The 15403-nt window shown below is 53.0% G+C and carries 14 protein-coding genes; 3 read left to right on the top strand and 11 right to left on the bottom strand.

Translation table 11 applies throughout. The annotated features are described in order from the left end of the window. Nucleotides 1-88: 88 nt before the first annotated feature. Nucleotides 89-2185 (top strand): putative bifunctional diguanylate cyclase/phosphodiesterase, encoded by a 2097-nt coding sequence (locus tag QUD59_RS12350; RefSeq protein ID WP_286237353.1) that lies wholly within the window; start codon nt 89-91, stop codon nt 2183-2185. Here the strand turns inward: QUD59_RS12350 and QUD59_RS12345 are convergent. Beyond that, nucleotides 2182-2637, bottom strand: a complete 456-nt coding sequence (locus QUD59_RS12345; protein ID WP_286237352.1) for a flavodoxin — start codon at nt 2635-2637, stop codon at nt 2182-2184. The two genes, QUD59_RS12350 and QUD59_RS12345, sit on opposite strands and share 4 nt — an antisense overlap. A gap of 151 nt (nt 2638-2788) precedes the next feature. Here QUD59_RS12345 and QUD59_RS12340 point away from each other — a divergent pair, with 151 nt between their 5' ends. Further along, nucleotides 2789-3109 (top strand): hypothetical protein, encoded by a 321-nt coding sequence (locus QUD59_RS12340; protein ID WP_286237350.1) that lies wholly within the window; start codon nt 2789-2791, stop codon nt 3107-3109. 64 nt (nt 3110-3173) lie between these two features. Here the strand turns inward: QUD59_RS12340 and QUD59_RS12335 are convergent, their stop codons facing one another. From QUD59_RS12335 to QUD59_RS12295, 9 genes are all read right to left on the bottom strand, one after another. Beyond that, complete coding sequence (locus QUD59_RS12335) at nt 3174-3551, bottom strand: c-type cytochrome (RefSeq protein WP_286237349.1); 378 nt, start codon at nt 3549-3551, stop codon at nt 3174-3176. A gap of 199 nt (nt 3552-3750) precedes the next feature. Then, nucleotides 3751-5256 (bottom strand): fumarate hydratase, encoded by a 1506-nt coding sequence (locus QUD59_RS12330; RefSeq protein WP_286237348.1) that lies wholly within the window; start codon nt 5254-5256, stop codon nt 3751-3753. A 208-nt stretch (nt 5257-5464) separates the two neighbouring features. Beyond that, entirely contained in the window at nt 5465-6310 is an 846-nt protein-coding gene (locus tag QUD59_RS12325; RefSeq protein WP_286237346.1) for a prenyltransferase, read from the bottom strand. A gap of 9 nt (nt 6311-6319) precedes the next feature. Then, nucleotides 6320-7690: a prephenate-dependent tRNA uridine(34) hydroxylase TrhP gene (trhP, locus tag QUD59_RS12320; protein ID WP_286237344.1), complete on the bottom strand. Its 1371-nt coding sequence runs from the start codon at nt 7688-7690 to the stop codon at nt 6320-6322. A 52-nt stretch (nt 7691-7742) separates the two neighbouring features. Continuing rightward, the gene (gene thpR, locus QUD59_RS12315; protein ID WP_286237343.1) at nt 7743-8303 is read right to left on the bottom strand and encodes an RNA 2',3'-cyclic phosphodiesterase; all 561 of its coding nucleotides are present in this window, start codon (nt 8301-8303) and stop codon (nt 7743-7745) included. A 103-nt stretch (nt 8304-8406) separates the two neighbouring features. Next, nucleotides 8407-9297 carry a coiled-coil domain-containing protein gene (locus tag QUD59_RS12310; protein ID WP_286237342.1) on the bottom strand — a complete coding sequence of 297 codons (891 nt, stop codon included), beginning with the start codon at nt 9295-9297 and terminating at the stop codon, nt 8407-8409. Between the two features lie 103 nt (nt 9298-9400). Beyond that, nucleotides 9401-11044, bottom strand: a complete 1644-nt coding sequence (groL, locus tag QUD59_RS12305) for a chaperonin GroEL (RefSeq protein ID WP_286237341.1) — start codon at nt 11042-11044, stop codon at nt 9401-9403. A gap of 63 nt (nt 11045-11107) precedes the next feature. Then, nucleotides 11108-11395: a co-chaperone GroES gene (locus QUD59_RS12300; protein ID WP_286237340.1), complete on the bottom strand. Its 288-nt coding sequence runs from the start codon at nt 11393-11395 to the stop codon at nt 11108-11110. 205 nt (nt 11396-11600) lie between these two features. Next, the gene (locus QUD59_RS12295; protein ID WP_286237339.1) at nt 11601-12101 is read right to left on the bottom strand and encodes an FxsA family protein; all 501 of its coding nucleotides are present in this window, start codon (nt 12099-12101) and stop codon (nt 11601-11603) included. 393 nt (nt 12102-12494) lie between these two features. Here QUD59_RS12295 and QUD59_RS12290 point away from each other — a divergent pair, with 393 nt between their 5' ends. Beyond that, entirely contained in the window at nt 12495-13262 is a 768-nt protein-coding gene (locus tag QUD59_RS12290; protein WP_286237338.1) for an SDR family oxidoreductase, read from the top strand. Between the two features lie 98 nt (nt 13263-13360). On the opposite strand, the gene QUD59_RS12285 is transcribed toward QUD59_RS12290, so the two are convergent. Next, the gene (locus QUD59_RS12285) at nt 13361-15313 is read right to left on the bottom strand and encodes a PhoX family protein (RefSeq protein ID WP_286237337.1); all 1953 of its coding nucleotides are present in this window, start codon (nt 15311-15313) and stop codon (nt 13361-13363) included. Between the last annotated feature and the right edge of the window lie 90 nt (nt 15314-15403).

Below are 15403 nucleotides of genomic sequence, written 5' to 3'. Positions count from 1 at the left end.
GAATGGTCAGTGGCTGGCCCACAACGCTATACTCGGTGCCCTGAGCACTAATCAAAACAACAATAAAATAAAATAAAAAATAAGATCCATGCTGAGTAACCCAGAACCCCGGCTGCCAGACACACTGCCTGCCGAGCACCTGCTGCAAAGTATCACTCAGGGTATGCCCGGCGCTGTCTACCAGTACCGCCTTCAACCCGATCTGAGCCAGCACTTTACCTACATTAGTCCCGGTATCGAACAGATTTCCGGTATTCACGCAAAAGATGCTACCCGCGACTTTGGCCTGTTTCTGAAACAGATACACCCGGAGGATCAGGCCGGTTTCTGGGCCAGTATTATCCACGCCAGCCAGCACAGCGTAGCCTGGCACTATGAATTTCGTCTGTTTCATCGAAATGGCGAACTTCGCTGGATTCGCGGCTCATCTATGCCGGAACAACCCTTACAACAGAACCCGATATGGAATGGCGTTCTGCTGGATATCACCCCCGAAAAAGCGACCATAGAGCAACTGCGACTGGCGGGGATCGCCTTCTCCAGTACCAGTGAGGGTATTCTGATTGCAGACCGCCATAACCAGATTATTGATATCAACCGGGCCTACAGCCGGATTAGCGGCTATAGCCGGGAAGAGCTGATTGGCCAGACCCCTGCGCTGCTGCGTTCTGATCGGCACGATGAAGCGTTCTTCCAGTCAATCTGGCAGGCGCTGGAGCAACATGGCCACTGGCAGGGTGAGATCTGGAACCGGCGAAAAAATGGCGAGGTGGTACCGCACTGGGTCAACATCAACGCGGTCTTTGATCCGGTCAGCACCGAGCTCACCCACTTCGTCAATGTGATCGCTGACCTGAGCAACATTAAAGCCTCAGAAGCCCGGCTCTCCCATCTGGCTCACCATGACCCCCTGACCGGCCTGCCTAACCGGCTGCTATTTGCCATCCGCCTGGAACACGCTCTGGAGCAACGCCAGCCTGATGAGCAGATTCAGATCCTGCATCTGGATCTGGATCGGTTTAATCACATTAACGACAGTCTCGGTCATCGTTATGGCGATGACCTGCTGCTGCAGGTCAGTGAACGCCTCAACCGGATTCTGCGGCCTCAGGATACGCTGGCCCGTCTCGGCGGTGATGAATTTGCCATCTTGCTCAGCAATAACCCCGAAGCCGCCCGCATAGCCCGCGAAATAGGCAGCGCACTTGAGCAGCCTTTCCGTCTGGGTGAAAAGGAGTTTTTCTCCAGCGCCAGTATCGGTATTGCCACCGCACCGGAACATGGAGAAGATCTGGAAACCCTGAGCAAACATGCCGATATCGCGCTGAATCAGGTGAAAGCCAGCGGACGCAATCACTACGCCTTTTTCCAGCCGGAACAGTGTGCCCGCCTGGAAGCCTGGGTCGAACTGGAACCGGCGCTGCGCAGAGCACTGGATGAAGGTCAGCTCAGACTCCACTACCAGCCGCAGATCGAAAGCAGAACCGGACGGATTACCGGTGCCGAAGCGCTGGTCCGCTGGCAGCACCCGGAACAGGGGCTGATCATGCCCGACCAGTTCCTGCCGATTGCTGAAGAGATTGGCCTGATGCAGAGGCTCGGCGACTGGGTTTTAGAGGAAGCCCTTAAGCAACTGGCTGAATGGAGAGCTCAGGGGTATAGCGACTTAAAAGTGTCGGTGAATCTGGCCAGTGCACAAATCACCGGCCCGGAACTTCCCGACCGGGTTGCTGGCCTGTTGAAAACCTACCAGATACCGCCGCAACAACTGGAGCTGGAAATCCTCGAAACCTTTCTGATGGAGCATGAACAGGCAGCCACCCTGACTTTCAGCCGCTTACGTCAGTTGGGTGTGGAACTCGCACTGGATGATTTCGGAACCGGCTACTCCGCACTCAGCTACCTGAAAAAGCTGCCGCTGACCAAGGTCAAGATGGACCGCTCGCTGGTGCGGGATATCCCGCTGGATTCAGATGATGAGGCGATCGCCAGAGCCGTCATTCTACTCAGCCATACGCTGGGCCTGACCACCTGTGCAGAAGGGGTTGAAAACCCTGAGCAGCAGGCGTTCCTGACAGAACAGGGTTGTGATCAGTTACAGGGGTATCTGTTCAGCAAGCCACTTGATGCCCGGAGTTTCCGGGCGCTCCTGCTGAAAGAACAGCTTCCGCCCTTAGCCTGCTAAGCGCTGCGAAGCTGTTCAGACCAGCCCTGCAACCAGGGCTCAGCCTCTTCCCAGGGGTTCATGGTTTCACAGGCATCGATCCACAACGGCTCACCAACCTGTTTTAGCTGCAACTCCTGAAGCAGTTCCAGCATCAGTCGGCCACCGCCGGCAAACTCATCATAGGAAGAGTCTCCCAGCCCGATCAGACCAAAACGTACGTCAGGTAACAGCGGGAATCGATCCCGCAGCTCCACATAGAGAGGCAGCAGACTATCCGGTAACTCGCCCTGCCCGGTGGTTGATGTGCACACCAGCAACACGTCTGCATCCTCCGTGACCACTTCGGCATAAGCAGGCTGACGCAGCACCTGAACCTGATGCCCCAGCGCTTGCAGCAACGTCTGTGCAGATTCAGCAACCTCCTGCGCATTGCCGTACACCGTTCCAAGCAAAATTTTAATATGTGCCATCAGCATCCCTATCCTTCACCGTTATCAGCGCGATATTTTAACCCGAAAACAGCCTTACTGAGCCATCGGCGCGTTTTTTTCTGCCGTGCTGGCATTACCTCAGCCACCACCTACACTAAATAGGTAAGCTGCAGAAGGGGAACTAAATACCATGGGTAATGAAAGTCTTTCCAAACTCTTGAACGAATGGGAAGGCCGGGCGCGTAAAGTGAGAACCCGACAGGAGGAGACCCTGTCGATCTACAAGGATGATTCCATCAAACTGGAAGCCCTGGCACGGATGTACAAACTACCGAAAGAGGATGTGATTGCGACGCTGATTCATGAAGCGATCAACGAGCTGGAAGCGAAAATGCCCTATGTTCAGGGGAATAAGGTGATCCGCATCGAAGACGGGGAAGAGATCTACGAGGATGCCGGCCCGATGCCCCGCTATCTGGCGGAGCAGAAAAAACTGCTTGAAGCCTCATAACGCCGTTAAAGGATAAAAAAACCGCTGACTCAGGCAGCGGTTTTTTGTCTGATCAACAGCGTCATTACTTCAGAGATTTCAGGTAAGCCAGCAGGTAATCCTGCTCTGCCTTATCGGTAATCTCTACGTGACGCATCCGGGTGCCCGGTACAAACTGGTCATTACCCGCAATCCACTTACGCAGATTTTCTTCAGTCCAGGTGATGCCGGAATTTTTCAGCGCATCAGAATAAGCGAAACGTGGCAGCGAAGCCGCTTCACGACCAACCACCCCTACCAGACTTGGGCCGAAAGCATTTTTACTGGTATCCGTGGTGTGGCAGGCAGTACATTTATTAAACAGCTCAGCACCCGCCGCCTGCATCATCGCTTCCGTATCGGCAACCGCCGCAGAAGAGATACCCAGACCCAACACAACAGCACTTATGATTTTAGTTCTCATTGTTCTTCCCCTCTCAGATGAACAGTATTTTCTCTGAGTCTATACCCCGGGCATGACAAGGCGTTGATCTTGCGCAGGTTTCGCGGGAAACAGACCTAAAGAACTAGGTTATGCAACTTTAGGCCAATGAGATTTTTTGCAGATGAGTGTACAAAAAAAAGGCGCGACCGGAGTCACGCCTTGTTCTATCGGGAAGTGGTTATGCCTGGTGAGCAATAATATCTTTCCACTTCGCAGGGCCGGTGGTGTGAACCGACTCACCGGAGGTATCTACCGCAACAGTAACCGGCATATCCTTCACTTCAAACTCATAGATCGCTTCCATTCCCAGCTCAGGGAAGGCCAGCACGTCGGCATTGGTAATCGCTTTGGATACCAGATACGCCGCACCACCTACAGCCATCAGATAAACCGCCTGATTGTCCTTGATCGCATCAATCGCAATCGGGCCACGCTCGGATTTACCGATCATGCCCAAAAGACCGGTGGTTTCCAGAATCTGGCGGGTGAACTTATCCATACGGGTAGAGGTTGTTGGGCCTGCAGGCCCCACCACTTCGTCCCGTACCGGATCAACCGGACCTACGTAGTAGATGAAACGACCTTTCAGGTCTACCGGCAGCTCTTCACCGTTGTTCAGCATCTCAACCATTTTCTTGTGAGCTGCATCACGGCCGGTCAGCATTTTGCCGTTCAGGAGAACGGTTTCACCGACTTTCCACTCTTTAACCGCTTCCGGAGTGATCTCATCCAGATTAACCCGACGGGTATTAGCACCCACTTCGAAAGTCACTTCTGGCCAGTCATCCAGACTTGGCGGCGTCAGTACTGCCGGGCCGGAACCGTTCAGTTTAAAGTGCGTGTGACGGGTCGCAGCACAGTTAGGGATCATGCATACCGGCAGAGAAGCCGCGTGGGTCGGGCAATCCATAATCTTAACGTCGAGTACGGTGGTCAGACCGCCCAGGCCCTGCGCACCGATACCCAGATTGTTAACCGCATCCATAATCTCCAGACGCAGCTCCTCAACCCGGTTCTGTGGCCCGCGCTCACGCAGCTCGTGAATGTCGATCGGGTCCATCAGGGACTCTTTCGCCATAACCGCTGCTTTTTCAGCCGTACCACCGATACCAATACCCAGCATGCCCGGCGGACACCAGCCAGCACCCATGGTCGGTACGGTTTTTACAACCCAGTCGACGATGCTGTCAGACGGGTTCAGCATGACCATCTTGGATTTGTTTTCAGAACCGCCGCCTTTTGCAGCAACGTGAACTTCCACTTCGTCACCTTCAACGATTTCGTAATGAATCACTGCCGGTGTGTTGTCTTTAGTGTTCTGACGCTTGCCCGCAGGATCCGCCAGAATAGAAGCACGCAGAACGTTATCCGGATGCAGGTAAGCACGACGCACGCCTTCGTTAACCATATCGGTCACGCTCATGGTTGCGTCCCACTGTACGTTCATACCCACTTTCAGGAACACGGTCACAATACCGGTATCCTGACAGATCGGGCGGTGGCCTTCAGCACACATACGGGAGTTAATCAGGATCTGCGCCATCGCATCTTTAGCCGCAGGGTTTTCTTCCTTCAGATAGGCTTCGTGAACGCCCTGGACAAAATCCAGCGGGTGGTAATAAGAGATGAACTGCAACGCATCAGCAACGCTGCTGATTAAGTCGTCTTGACGGATAACGCTCATTCGGTAACTCCCAGTAAAGCTTCTTGTCAAAGGTCTGAGGCGGCCTGTCAGTGGCCCACGGACGAGGGGCAAGGCACACCTTTTATCCACTCTCTCTGCCGGAGAGCTTCAACAGGAGCAAGAGTATACACCAAAAGCCACCGATGTCGGTGTCGGGCATTGGTATTATTCAGCCCGGTTTCTGCGACCGGAGTCTTGTATAAAAACCCTAGCCGAGGATCAGTGCCGAACAGTAACAGAGCCCGAAACAGAGAAAAGCACGACCGGTTTCGGGTGTCAGCGCGACCCGCTCAGGTGCTGCTTTTTGCAGATGACGCAGAGGCAATACCACCACCGGCAGACTGAGCAGAGTCCAGTAGGCCGTCGGCAGAATATCAGATGCTGTTAACCAGAGAACCAGCACAACCAGCATGACCAGCCCCGAACGGTAGAGCCAGGCCGCACGAACGAACCCAAGCCTTACGCTCAGGGTTGCAATGCCATGATCCCGGTCGGACTCATAATCCCGCAGCTCATTGCTGAGCAACAGCAGGGAGGTAAACAGGCTCACCGGCAGCGAGAGATAAAATGCCCGCCAACTGAGCTGAGCACTGAGTGCGTAATATGACCCCAGCACCATCAGTACCCCCATCAACCAGAATACCAGCGCAACAGCCAACCCTCGTCGCTTATAGTTGATCGGCTCCAAAGTGTAGCCAAGCGCGCCAATCAGGCCTGTCAGAGAGAGCCAGAGCAACACAAGACCAGAGGCACTGATCAGATACAGCCCGATACCGGCCGCCAGCAGAAAGCAGACCAACCCCAGCGAAAAATTTCGCCGGATCAGTTTGTGTTGACAGGCATCCAGACCCGGAAGGTCAAGATCGGAGTAATCATTGATGAGATTAACGCCAGCCTGCAACAGCAGGCCAGCGCTGAGTACCAGTGCCGCCAGAACATAATCAGCAAAGCCATCCTGAAAGGCGGCCAGCACCCCGGTCAGACAGACCACCAGGGCGACACTGAAAGAGAAAGGTCGCAGTGCGCGCCAGAACTGGTACTTACCTACAACCATAAAGGGCCTTTACTGCTGACTGCTGTACCCGGGAGCGTTTGGCAGATCACGCATAATCAGAGCGTATTCGGGATCAGCATCCAGATTCATCGGAATCTTCATCACATGACCGGAACCCGGCGCTACGTCGGCCGGCTTGCCCTTTTTATCGATCATCTCATCGAGTTTAAATTTATGGTTGCCCTGCGGCGTCATCAGCTCCAGGGTATCGCCCTTGAGGAAGCGGTTACGCACATCAACTTCGAGCATCCCATTTTCGTAACCCAGCACTTCACCGACAAACTGCTGGTGAACGCCAACGGAGTTACCGGTTTCGTAGTTCTGATACTCATCGTGGACATGACGACGGTAGAAACCTTCGGTATAACCACGGCTCGCCAGATTTTCCAGCTCATCCATCAGACTCATATCAAACGGCTTACCAGCGACCGCATCATCGATCGCCTTGCGGTACGCCTGAGCGGTACGTGCCACGTAGTAGTGGGACTTGGTGCGGCCTTCGATCTTCAGGGAATCCACACCGATCTCCGCCAGACGATGCACATGCTGGATGGCACGCAGGTCTTTGGAGTTCATGATGTAGGTGCCATGCTCATCTTCAAACGCCGGCATATATTCGCCCGGACGGGTCTCTTCCTGCAGCAGGAAGATACGGTCGGTCGGTTTACCTACGCCCAGATCAGGCTGCGGCGCTTCTGCAGCCTGCTCAGTAGCAGGATCAAACTGCTCAACAGCGACCACATCACCGGATTCATTCTGCTCCGCTTCATGGGCATCATACTTCCAGCGACAGGTGTTAGTGCAGGTCCCCTGATTCGGGTCACGCTTGTTGATATAACCGGACAGCAGACAGCGACCGGAGTAGGCAATACAGAGTGCACCATGAACGAATACTTCAATTTCCATCTCAGGGCACAACTGACGGATCTCTGCCACCTCATCCAGCGACAGCTCGCGGGACAGGATGACACGCTCAACCCCCATCTGGTGCCAGAATTTAACTGACGCCCAGTTCATGGTGTTTGCCTGTACGGACAGATGGATTGGCATATCCGGGAAATGCTCTTTAACCAGATAGATCAGGCCGGGATCCGACATAATCAGCGCATCCGGCCCCATCGCGATCACCGGACGCAGGTCATCGATGTAGGTTTTCAGCTTGCTGTTGTGCGGCAGAATGTTACTGGCCAGGAAGAACTTCTTGCCCAGTTGATGAGCCAGGTCGATCCCTTCCGCCAGATTGTCCATATTGAAGTCATTGTTACGCACCCGCAGGCTGTAACGTGGCTGACCGGCATATACAGCGTCCGCACCATAGGCAAACGCGTACTTCATGTTCTTCAGTGTCCCGGCTGGGGACAAAAGTTCTGGATTAAGCATAATAGTGAGATGGCTACTTAAGAGTCTAAATTTGCTATCTGCTGATTTCAGATCAGGACAGATCCTCAAGCGGGATCTCAAATAGCGGCGTATAGATAGATCCGTCTTCTCCGGGTTTGCTCTGGAAGAGCACCACCGAGTCGGCCAGGCTGTAGATATCAATACCCGGCCAGCTCTCTGGCTTTTTGAACTTGTTTTTACCCGGAAGGCGCCCCAGGGTGATATGGGGCTTAAAATCATCCTCTTCGTACTCAACACCGGCGTCCCCGGCTACGGTCAGCATGATCTGATGCAGAGCAAGAAGCTCCTCCTGCAGATCAGGCAGCGCCGCGATCAGAGCCAGTTTTTTACTGACCCGATAGTATTCCGCTTTATTAATGTGGACCTGAAAAGAGCTGAAGTTCGCCAGTCGTTCGCGCGCGCACCGCTCCAGATCATCCACCTGATCAAGCTGAATATCGCCTAAAAAACATAGAGTTAAGTGATACCGATCGGAATCAACCCAGTTAACCTCCGTCTTTCGGTCATACTCACACAGGGTGTCAGCATGATCCGCTAACCAACGAACGACTGAATCTGGTAGCGTTAGTGCAAAGAAAGCACGGATGTCCATAAAGGGTAAAAAAATCCCGGTCTCTGAAGAATCGTGTATTGTGCCTTCACGGCGCTGACATAGCAAACCCGGAAGGCACCATTCTGGCTATTTTTTATACAGACTAGCGCTGTTCCAACTGAAGCTGCATATTATTCAGCCTCTGCTTCACACTGAGCAGTTCCTGATTTAACTGACGACGGGTACTGTCGAAGGCACGAACCGCCTGCTCATTCAGTTTTACCCGACGCTCCAGATCACCGGTGCTGCGACCTTCGAGCTTAACCACGCGGTCGGTCAGACTACGTTGCGACTGCAGCAACTCATCAAGCTGTTCCTGAGTCAGTTCTGCTGCGGTGCGAACATCAGTCTCAACCCGGCTGACCTGCTTGCTGAGCTGGGCAACTTCCGCAGTGATCGATTTCTTAAGCTGAGCGATCTCTTTTTCCCGTGCCGCCGCAGCTTTCAACTGCTTCTCCTGCTTCTGCAGGTCAGCACTCAGCGCTTTGATCTGTTTCTCCTGAGCCGCCAGAGACTTCTCCAGACTCGCCAGTTGGCTCGCCTGCTTTTCCAGCGCCGGTTTATTGCGCTGATGAGCAATAACCCAAAGCTTGGCAATTTCAGAATCGAGCTGTTTATCTTTCTCTTTAAGCGAGCTCTCCAGTGTAGAGACATTGCCCTGCAGCGCTTCACCCGAAGCTGCGGCGCCCTGCTCTGCCTGTTTCAGCAGCTCTTTCAACTGTTCAATCTGATCCTGCGCCTGCTGGAAGGTAACCGCCCGCTGTTGCTGGGCCTGATACATATCAAAACCGAAATAACCCAGCGCGCACACCGCTGTAATCAGAATAATGATCACCAGCGACTGAATCAGGCTGATCCCGCCACCGCTTGTCGATACTTCTTCTTCGGCACGGGCACGGGTTTGCCCGCCAGATGCAACCACCGTCTGCCTCGCCTCTCCCGCAGGTTCTGCCGGGCCCAGGTTTGGCACATCAATATCGTCGTCACGGTTCATCGCTGGTCATTCACTCTTCAGAAATTAGATCGGACTATTCTACGCAGAAAAAAAAAGCCCCGCAAAATGCGGGGCTCATTTATCAAGCGGGGTTAGCAGGCGATTACATCATACCGCCCATGCCACCCATGCCACCCATGCCGCCCATATCAGGCATGCCAGCACCACCTTCAGATGGTTTATCAGCAACCATAGCTTCAGTAGTGATCATCAGACCTGCTACAGATGCCGCAGCCTGCAGTGCAGAACGGGTAACTTTAGCCGGATCCAGGATACCCATTTCCAGCATGTCGCCGTACTCACCGTTTGCAGCATTGAAGCCGAAGTTACCTTCACCTTCACGTACTTTAGAAACGATCACGGAACCTTCTTCACCTGCGTTACCTACGATCTGACGCAGAGGCGCTTCCATAGCACGGAATGCCAGCTCAACACCGACAGACTGATCGTGGTTTTCACCCTTCAGTTCGCCTACAGAAGCCAGCGCACGAATCAGAGCAACACCACCACCCGGTACTACGCCTTCTTCTACCGCAGCACGGGTCGCGTGCAGTGCATCTTCAACGCGGGCTTTCTTCTCTTTCATCTCAACTTCGGTAGCCGCACCCACTTTGATTACCGCTACACCGCCTGCCAGCTTAGCAACACGCTCCTGCAGTTTTTCACGGTCGTAGTCAGAAGAAGTTTCTTCCATCTGCGCACGGATCTGGTTAACACGTGCTTCGATGTTTTCAGCCGCACCGATACCGTCAACGATCGTGGTGTTTTCTTTAGTGATAGATACACGCTTCGCCTGGCCCAGCTGTTCCAGAGTCGCTTCTTCCAGCGTCAGACCTACCTCTTCGGAGATCACAGTACCGCCGGTCAGGATAGCGATATCTTCCAGCATCGCCTTACGACGATCACCGAAACCTGGTGCTTTAACCGCAGCAACTTTAACGATACCGCGCATGTTGTTCACAACCAGAGTAGCCAGCGCTTCGCCTTCTACGTCTTCAGCAATGATCAGCAGAGGACGGGAAGCTTTAGCTACGTGTTCCAGAACTGGCAGCAGCTCACGGATATTGGAGATTTTCTTGTCAACCAGCAGGATGAACGGCTGCTCGATTTCAGCAGACATGTTGTCCTGGTTGTTGATGAAGTATGGTGACAGGTAACCACGGTCGAACTGCATACCTTCTACAACATCCAGTTCGTTTTCCAGTGCTGAACCTTCTTCAACAGTGATAACGCCCTCTTTACCCACTTTGTCCATCGCTTCAGCGATGATCTCACCCACCTGGGTGTCAGAGTTCGCAGAGATAGTACCAACCTGAGCAATCGCTTTGCTGTCAGCACATGGCACAGCCATCGCCTTGATCTGCTCAACCACGGCAGCCGCCGCTTTGTCGATACCGCGTTTCAGATCCATCGGGTTCATGCCCGCAGCAACGGATTTCAGACCTTCGTTAACGATTGCCTGAGCCAGTACGGTCGCAGTTGTCGTACCGTCACCCGCTACGTCGTTAGCCTGGGAAGCAACTTCTTTAACCATCTGTGCGCCCATGTTCTCGAACTTGTCTTCCAGCTCGATCTCTTTGGCAACAGATACACCGTCTTTAGTTACGGTTGGTGCACCGAAGGACTTGTCCAGTACAACGTTACGGCCTTTAGGGCCCAGAGTGGTTTTAACCGCATCAGCCAGAATGTTTACACCGTCCAGCATGCGCTTACGCGCGTCGTTTCCAAAAAGTACGTCTTTAGCCATTGTCAAAAATCCTGTCTTAAAATTCTTTAAAGCGTGTTCGATGAACGAAAAGTCAAACCGGAATTAGTCTTCCAGCACACCGTAAATTTCGTTTTCGCTCAGAATCAGCAGCTCTTCACCGCCGACTTTAACTGTGTTCGCGTAACCACCGAACAGAACAGTATCCCCAACCTGAACAGTCAGCGCCTGACGCTCACCGTTGTTCAGAATACGACCTTCGCCTACTGCGATAACTTTACCCTGGTTTGGCTTTTCCTGAGCAGAACCAGGCAGCACGATACCACTAGCAGTAGTAGCTTCTTCTTCGTTACGACGAACAACTACACGGTCGTGAAGTGGACGAATTTTCATCTGTATTTTCTCCTGATCTTTGTCTGACCAAAATCAACATGTTTTTGTTTGAGGGCAGGCCCGCAAGTGACCATCTTGCCCTTTGAATTGCTAGGTTGGGGCATTAAAAATGAATTCAACACCGCAACCTAAAATTTTTTTCTTTATTCAGAAAATCTGCGAAATAAGTTCTGGTCGTGCTCTGCACGACTGACTCCCGGGATCTTCAGTCCTTTCGCTCATACTCGCCGTCGATCACATCTCCACCCTGCACGCGCGGGTCGCGCTGATGGGGAGGACGACGTTCAAATCCGGAATTGTGAAACTCTTCGTGGCTGTAAAACTGAGCGCCCTGCCCCTGCTGCTGGGATGCAATCACTGTAAAACGGGACATCAGGCCTTTCGCAAAGGCTTTGCGGGTATAAGGCAGCAGACAGCTAAAACCGATCACATCCGTAACAAAACCGGGCGTAACCAGCAACGCTCCACCTACCGCCAGCACAATGCCTTCGACCATCTCCTGACCGGGGATCTCACCCTGACTGGCTCTCTGCTGCGCCCGGGCCAGAGTGGAGAGCCCCTGATAACGCAGCATGTTGACACCAATGAATGCTGAAAGCAGAACCAGACCTACGGTATTCCAGGCCCCGATCGCTTCACCAACATTGATCAGCACCGTAATTTCTATAATGGGAACAATAATGAAAAGCAGAAAAAGGAATTTCATGCAGCGCCTCGGGTTGATTCATTCCGTACAGCCACCCGGATACCTGAGCTGGCTGCTTATCCCTCTATTCCTATGGGCACGGCAGGGTCTTTTCAACCTCAGGCGCTAACTTTTCATCCGACTATGGTCCTGCTGCCCTCCTCTTTTAGCTGTAGAAAAAAATTAATACTGCTTCGCACCATTTTTGCGCACTGCAAAATTAACACTCAAAAACAGCGAGTTAGCAGGCGCAGCAGAACATCCGTTATCTCCTGCAAAGGTCTATAGAACTTTTTGGTAAATGATTGCATTGAGTGAGAAGTAGACATTTTTGCAAAAGCGGGATAAGTTTATTTCACGCACAATGACGCAACGCACAATAAAAACGAGAAAACCGAAGTAAGGTAATCCTCAATGGAACTTAAAGATAAAGTAATTGTTATTACCGGCGGTGGCCGTGGCCTTGGCCGTGCTATGGCACTGGAACTTGCTGAACAGGGTGCTCAACTGGCACTGGCTGATCTCAGCCAGGAAGATCTGGACACAACAGTTGGTCTTTGCATGGAAAAGGGCATTGTTGCCCGCGCTTACCTTTGTAACGTCGCCAAAGAAGAAGATGTAGAAAAACTGTTTTCCGATGTAGTCTCCGATTTCGGCGCTCTGCACGGTCTGGTAAACAATGCAGGCATCACCCGTGATGGCCTGTTCCTGAAAGTTGACCGCGAAACCGGCAAAGTTGCCAAGAAAATGTCCATGGACCAGTGGAATCTGGTGATGGATGTTAACCTGACAGGTACGTTCCTCTGTGCGCGTGAAGCGGCTGCACAGATGATCGATCTGGGCACTCAGGGTTGTATCATCAATATCTCTTCTATCTCCCGCTCCGGCAACATGGGCCAGACCAACTACACTGCGACCAAAGCAGGTGTTGAAGCGATGGCTGTTACCTGGGCGAAAGAGCTGGCTCGCTACGGTATACGTGCAGCGTCCATCGCTCCGGGTTACATCGGCACCGAGATGGTGATGAGCATGAAACCTGAAGCACTGGACAAAATCGCTGCAGGCATCCCGGCCAAGCGTCTGGGTAAACCTGAAGAGATCGCGAAAACCGTGACGTTTATCCTCGAAAACGACTATGTAAGCGGTCGTTGCTTCGAGATCGATGGCGGCCTGCGTATCTAAAGCGACCCCCATCCATTAAAAAAACCGGCCCTAGGCCGGTTTTTTATTGCCTGAAAGCCGCAGGCCGGGCCGCAGAAGCAGCCCGGTTGCGGAATCAGTCACGCGCCAATCACGCCACCATCGGTTCGGGTGATCGCCACTACCGTGGAACGCGGCTTGCTGTCGCCGCCCGCCGGGAAGTGTGAAGGTTTGCCTTTTTCACCCGGATGCTGGATACCCACAAACATGGTTTTGTAATCCGGGCTGAAGGTCAGGCCGGTTACTTCACAGGCAATTGGCCCTGTCAGGAAGCGGTGAATTTCACCGGTTTCCGGATCACCACACAGCATCTGGTTATTCCCCATACCGGCAAAGTTATCCTTGTTGGAGTATTTACCGTCGGTCATGATCCAGAGACGTCCGGCCTGATCAAATCCCAGACCATCGGGGCTGTTGAACATATTTTCGGCACTGACATTGCTGCTGCCTGCCATCAGACCTTCAGTATGCACGCTCGGATTGCCGGCAATCACGTACAGATCCCAGTCAAATTTCGCGGCAGTATGGTCAGCCTGATGCGGCATCCAGCGCACGATCTGGCCATAAGGGTTCGCTTCACGTGGATTCGGTCCCCCTACCGGCTGATTGTCTTTCTTGCCGCGGTTTTTGTTGTTGGTCAGGGTACAGAACGCACTCTGTTTATTCGGGTGCACCGCAACCCACTCCGGACGATCCATCGTCGTACCGCCCACCTGCGTTGCTGCCTGACGGGTATGGATCAGCACTTCTGCCTGACTGTTAAAGCCGTTTTCAGGTGTCAGCCCGTGCTTACCAAAGGTCAGTTCGATCCACTCACCCTGCCCCTTCAGTTCACCTTCAGCCGCATCGAAACGTGCAACGAAAAGCGTCCCTTCCACCAGCAGGTCACGGTTAGCCGTTGGATTGGCCGGATCAAATTTACCTTTGGAGACAAACTTATACAGGTGCTCGCCGCGCTCATCATCGCCCAGATACACCACCACATGACCGCTGTTGTCGATCATCAGCGCCGCATTTTCATGTTTGAAGCGGCCAAGCGCCGTGCGCTTGAGCGGTTTGGCGTTCGGGTTCAGCGGATCAATCTCCACCACCCAGCCGTGGCGGTGCGGTTCGTTCGGGTTTTTCGACAAATCAAAGCGTGAGTCAAATTTGCTCCACTGATAACGCTTGTCTTCGTTTTTAATGCCGTAGCGTTTCTGGGAAGCCGGTACCTCATACGCATCATCGGTGCTGCCAAAGTAACCGTGGAAGTTCTCTTCACAGGTCAGGTAAGTTCCCCAGGGGGTTTCACCGTTGGCACAGTTATTAAAGGTGCCCAGCACTTCAGTACCGCTCGGATCAGCGGCTGTTTTCAGCAGATCATGACCGGCAGCCGGCCCGGTCAGTTGCATCGGCGTATTCGCAGTAATCCGGCGGTTCAGCTTACCATTACGGTCTACCTGCCAGCCGTTGCCGGTTTTGCGGATCTCAAAAACGGATACACCATGAGCGTTCTGCGCTTTCTTCACATCATCAGCGGTCATCTGCTCGCCTTTGTGATCAAACAGCAGATCATAGTTGGTGTACTCGTTGTTGATCGCCATAACCGCACGATCTTCGGTCAGCGGGAACAGACTCATCCCATCGGTATTATCACCAAACTGCAAAGCCTGAGAAGACGCCGGAGCTTTGCCGGACGGGTCAAATTCAGGTGCATTGGCAAACAGTGGATCGCCCCATGAGATCAGGTTAGTAACCTGATAACCCTCTGGAACAATCACCGTATCCGCAGTGCTGGCAGCAATCGGTTTAAAACCCATCAGACGGCTTTTTACCTCGGTCCCCATCGCAGCCTGAACCGATTTTGCCAGTGGTGAAAGCCCCAGAAAAGCCCCGATACTTAAAGCCCCGGCGCCGGCCAGAAAACCACGGCGGCTCACCGCTTTATCGGTCATACGGGTAAAGTCTGAATCCTGCTCCTGATTCAGATTACTGCACAGATCATGTGAATTGTTGTAGCTCATGTTTTCCTCACCCAGATGTGTAAAGGCCATCTCCGATGACCCGGCATGCTTGCCGCAATAAATAATTGTAGTGTGCAAAAACTAGAGCTCTGTTGTGACATCCGTATGACAGAAAAATGA

The sequence above is a fragment of the Neptuniibacter halophilus genome (genome assembly GCF_030295765.1).
In the GTDB taxonomy this organism is placed as follows: domain Bacteria; phylum Pseudomonadota; class Gammaproteobacteria; order Pseudomonadales; family Balneatricaceae; genus Neptuniibacter; species Neptuniibacter halophilus.
This window is presented reverse-complemented; position numbering and strand designations above follow the sequence as displayed.

Excerpts from the sequence above, each read along its gene's own strand:
- QUD59_RS12300 (WP_286237340.1), bottom strand. The coding sequence starts at position 11,395 with ATGAAAATTCGTCCACTTCACGACCGTGTAGTTGTTCGTCGTAACGAA.
- thpR (WP_286237343.1), bottom strand. The coding sequence starts at position 8,303 with ATGGACATCCGTGCTTTCTTTGCACTAACGCTACCAGATTCAGTCGTT.
- QUD59_RS12345 (WP_286237352.1), bottom strand. The coding sequence starts at position 2,637 with ATGGCACATATTAAAATTTTGCTTGGAACGGTGTACGGCAATGCGCAG.
- QUD59_RS12295 (WP_286237339.1), bottom strand. The coding sequence starts at position 12,101 with ATGAAATTCCTTTTTCTGCTTTTCATTATTGTTCCCATTATAGAAATT.
- QUD59_RS12325 (WP_286237346.1), bottom strand. The coding sequence starts at position 6,310 with ATGGTTGTAGGTAAGTACCAGTTCTGGCGCGCACTGCGACCTTTCTCT.
- QUD59_RS12340 (WP_286237350.1), top strand. The coding sequence starts at position 2,789 with ATGGGTAATGAAAGTCTTTCCAAACTCTTGAACGAATGGGAAGGCCGG.
- groL (WP_286237341.1), bottom strand. The coding sequence starts at position 11,044 with ATGGCTAAAGACGTACTTTTTGGAAACGACGCGCGTAAGCGCATGCTG.
- QUD59_RS12335 (WP_286237349.1), bottom strand. The coding sequence starts at position 3,551 with ATGAGAACTAAAATCATAAGTGCTGTTGTGTTGGGTCTGGGTATCTCT.
- QUD59_RS12330 (WP_286237348.1), bottom strand. The coding sequence starts at position 5,256 with ATGAGCGTTATCCGTCAAGACGACTTAATCAGCAGCGTTGCTGATGCG.
- QUD59_RS12290 (WP_286237338.1), top strand. The coding sequence starts at position 12,495 with ATGGAACTTAAAGATAAAGTAATTGTTATTACCGGCGGTGGCCGTGGC.
- QUD59_RS12285 (WP_286237337.1), bottom strand. The coding sequence starts at position 15,313 with ATGGCCTTTACACATCTGGGTGAGGAAAACATGAGCTACAACAATTCA.
- QUD59_RS12310 (WP_286237342.1), bottom strand. The coding sequence starts at position 9,297 with ATGAACCGTGACGACGATATTGATGTGCCAAACCTGGGCCCGGCAGAA.
- QUD59_RS12350 (WP_286237353.1), top strand. The coding sequence starts at position 89 with ATGCTGAGTAACCCAGAACCCCGGCTGCCAGACACACTGCCTGCCGAG.
- trhP (WP_286237344.1), bottom strand. The coding sequence starts at position 7,690 with ATGCTTAATCCAGAACTTTTGTCCCCAGCCGGGACACTGAAGAACATG.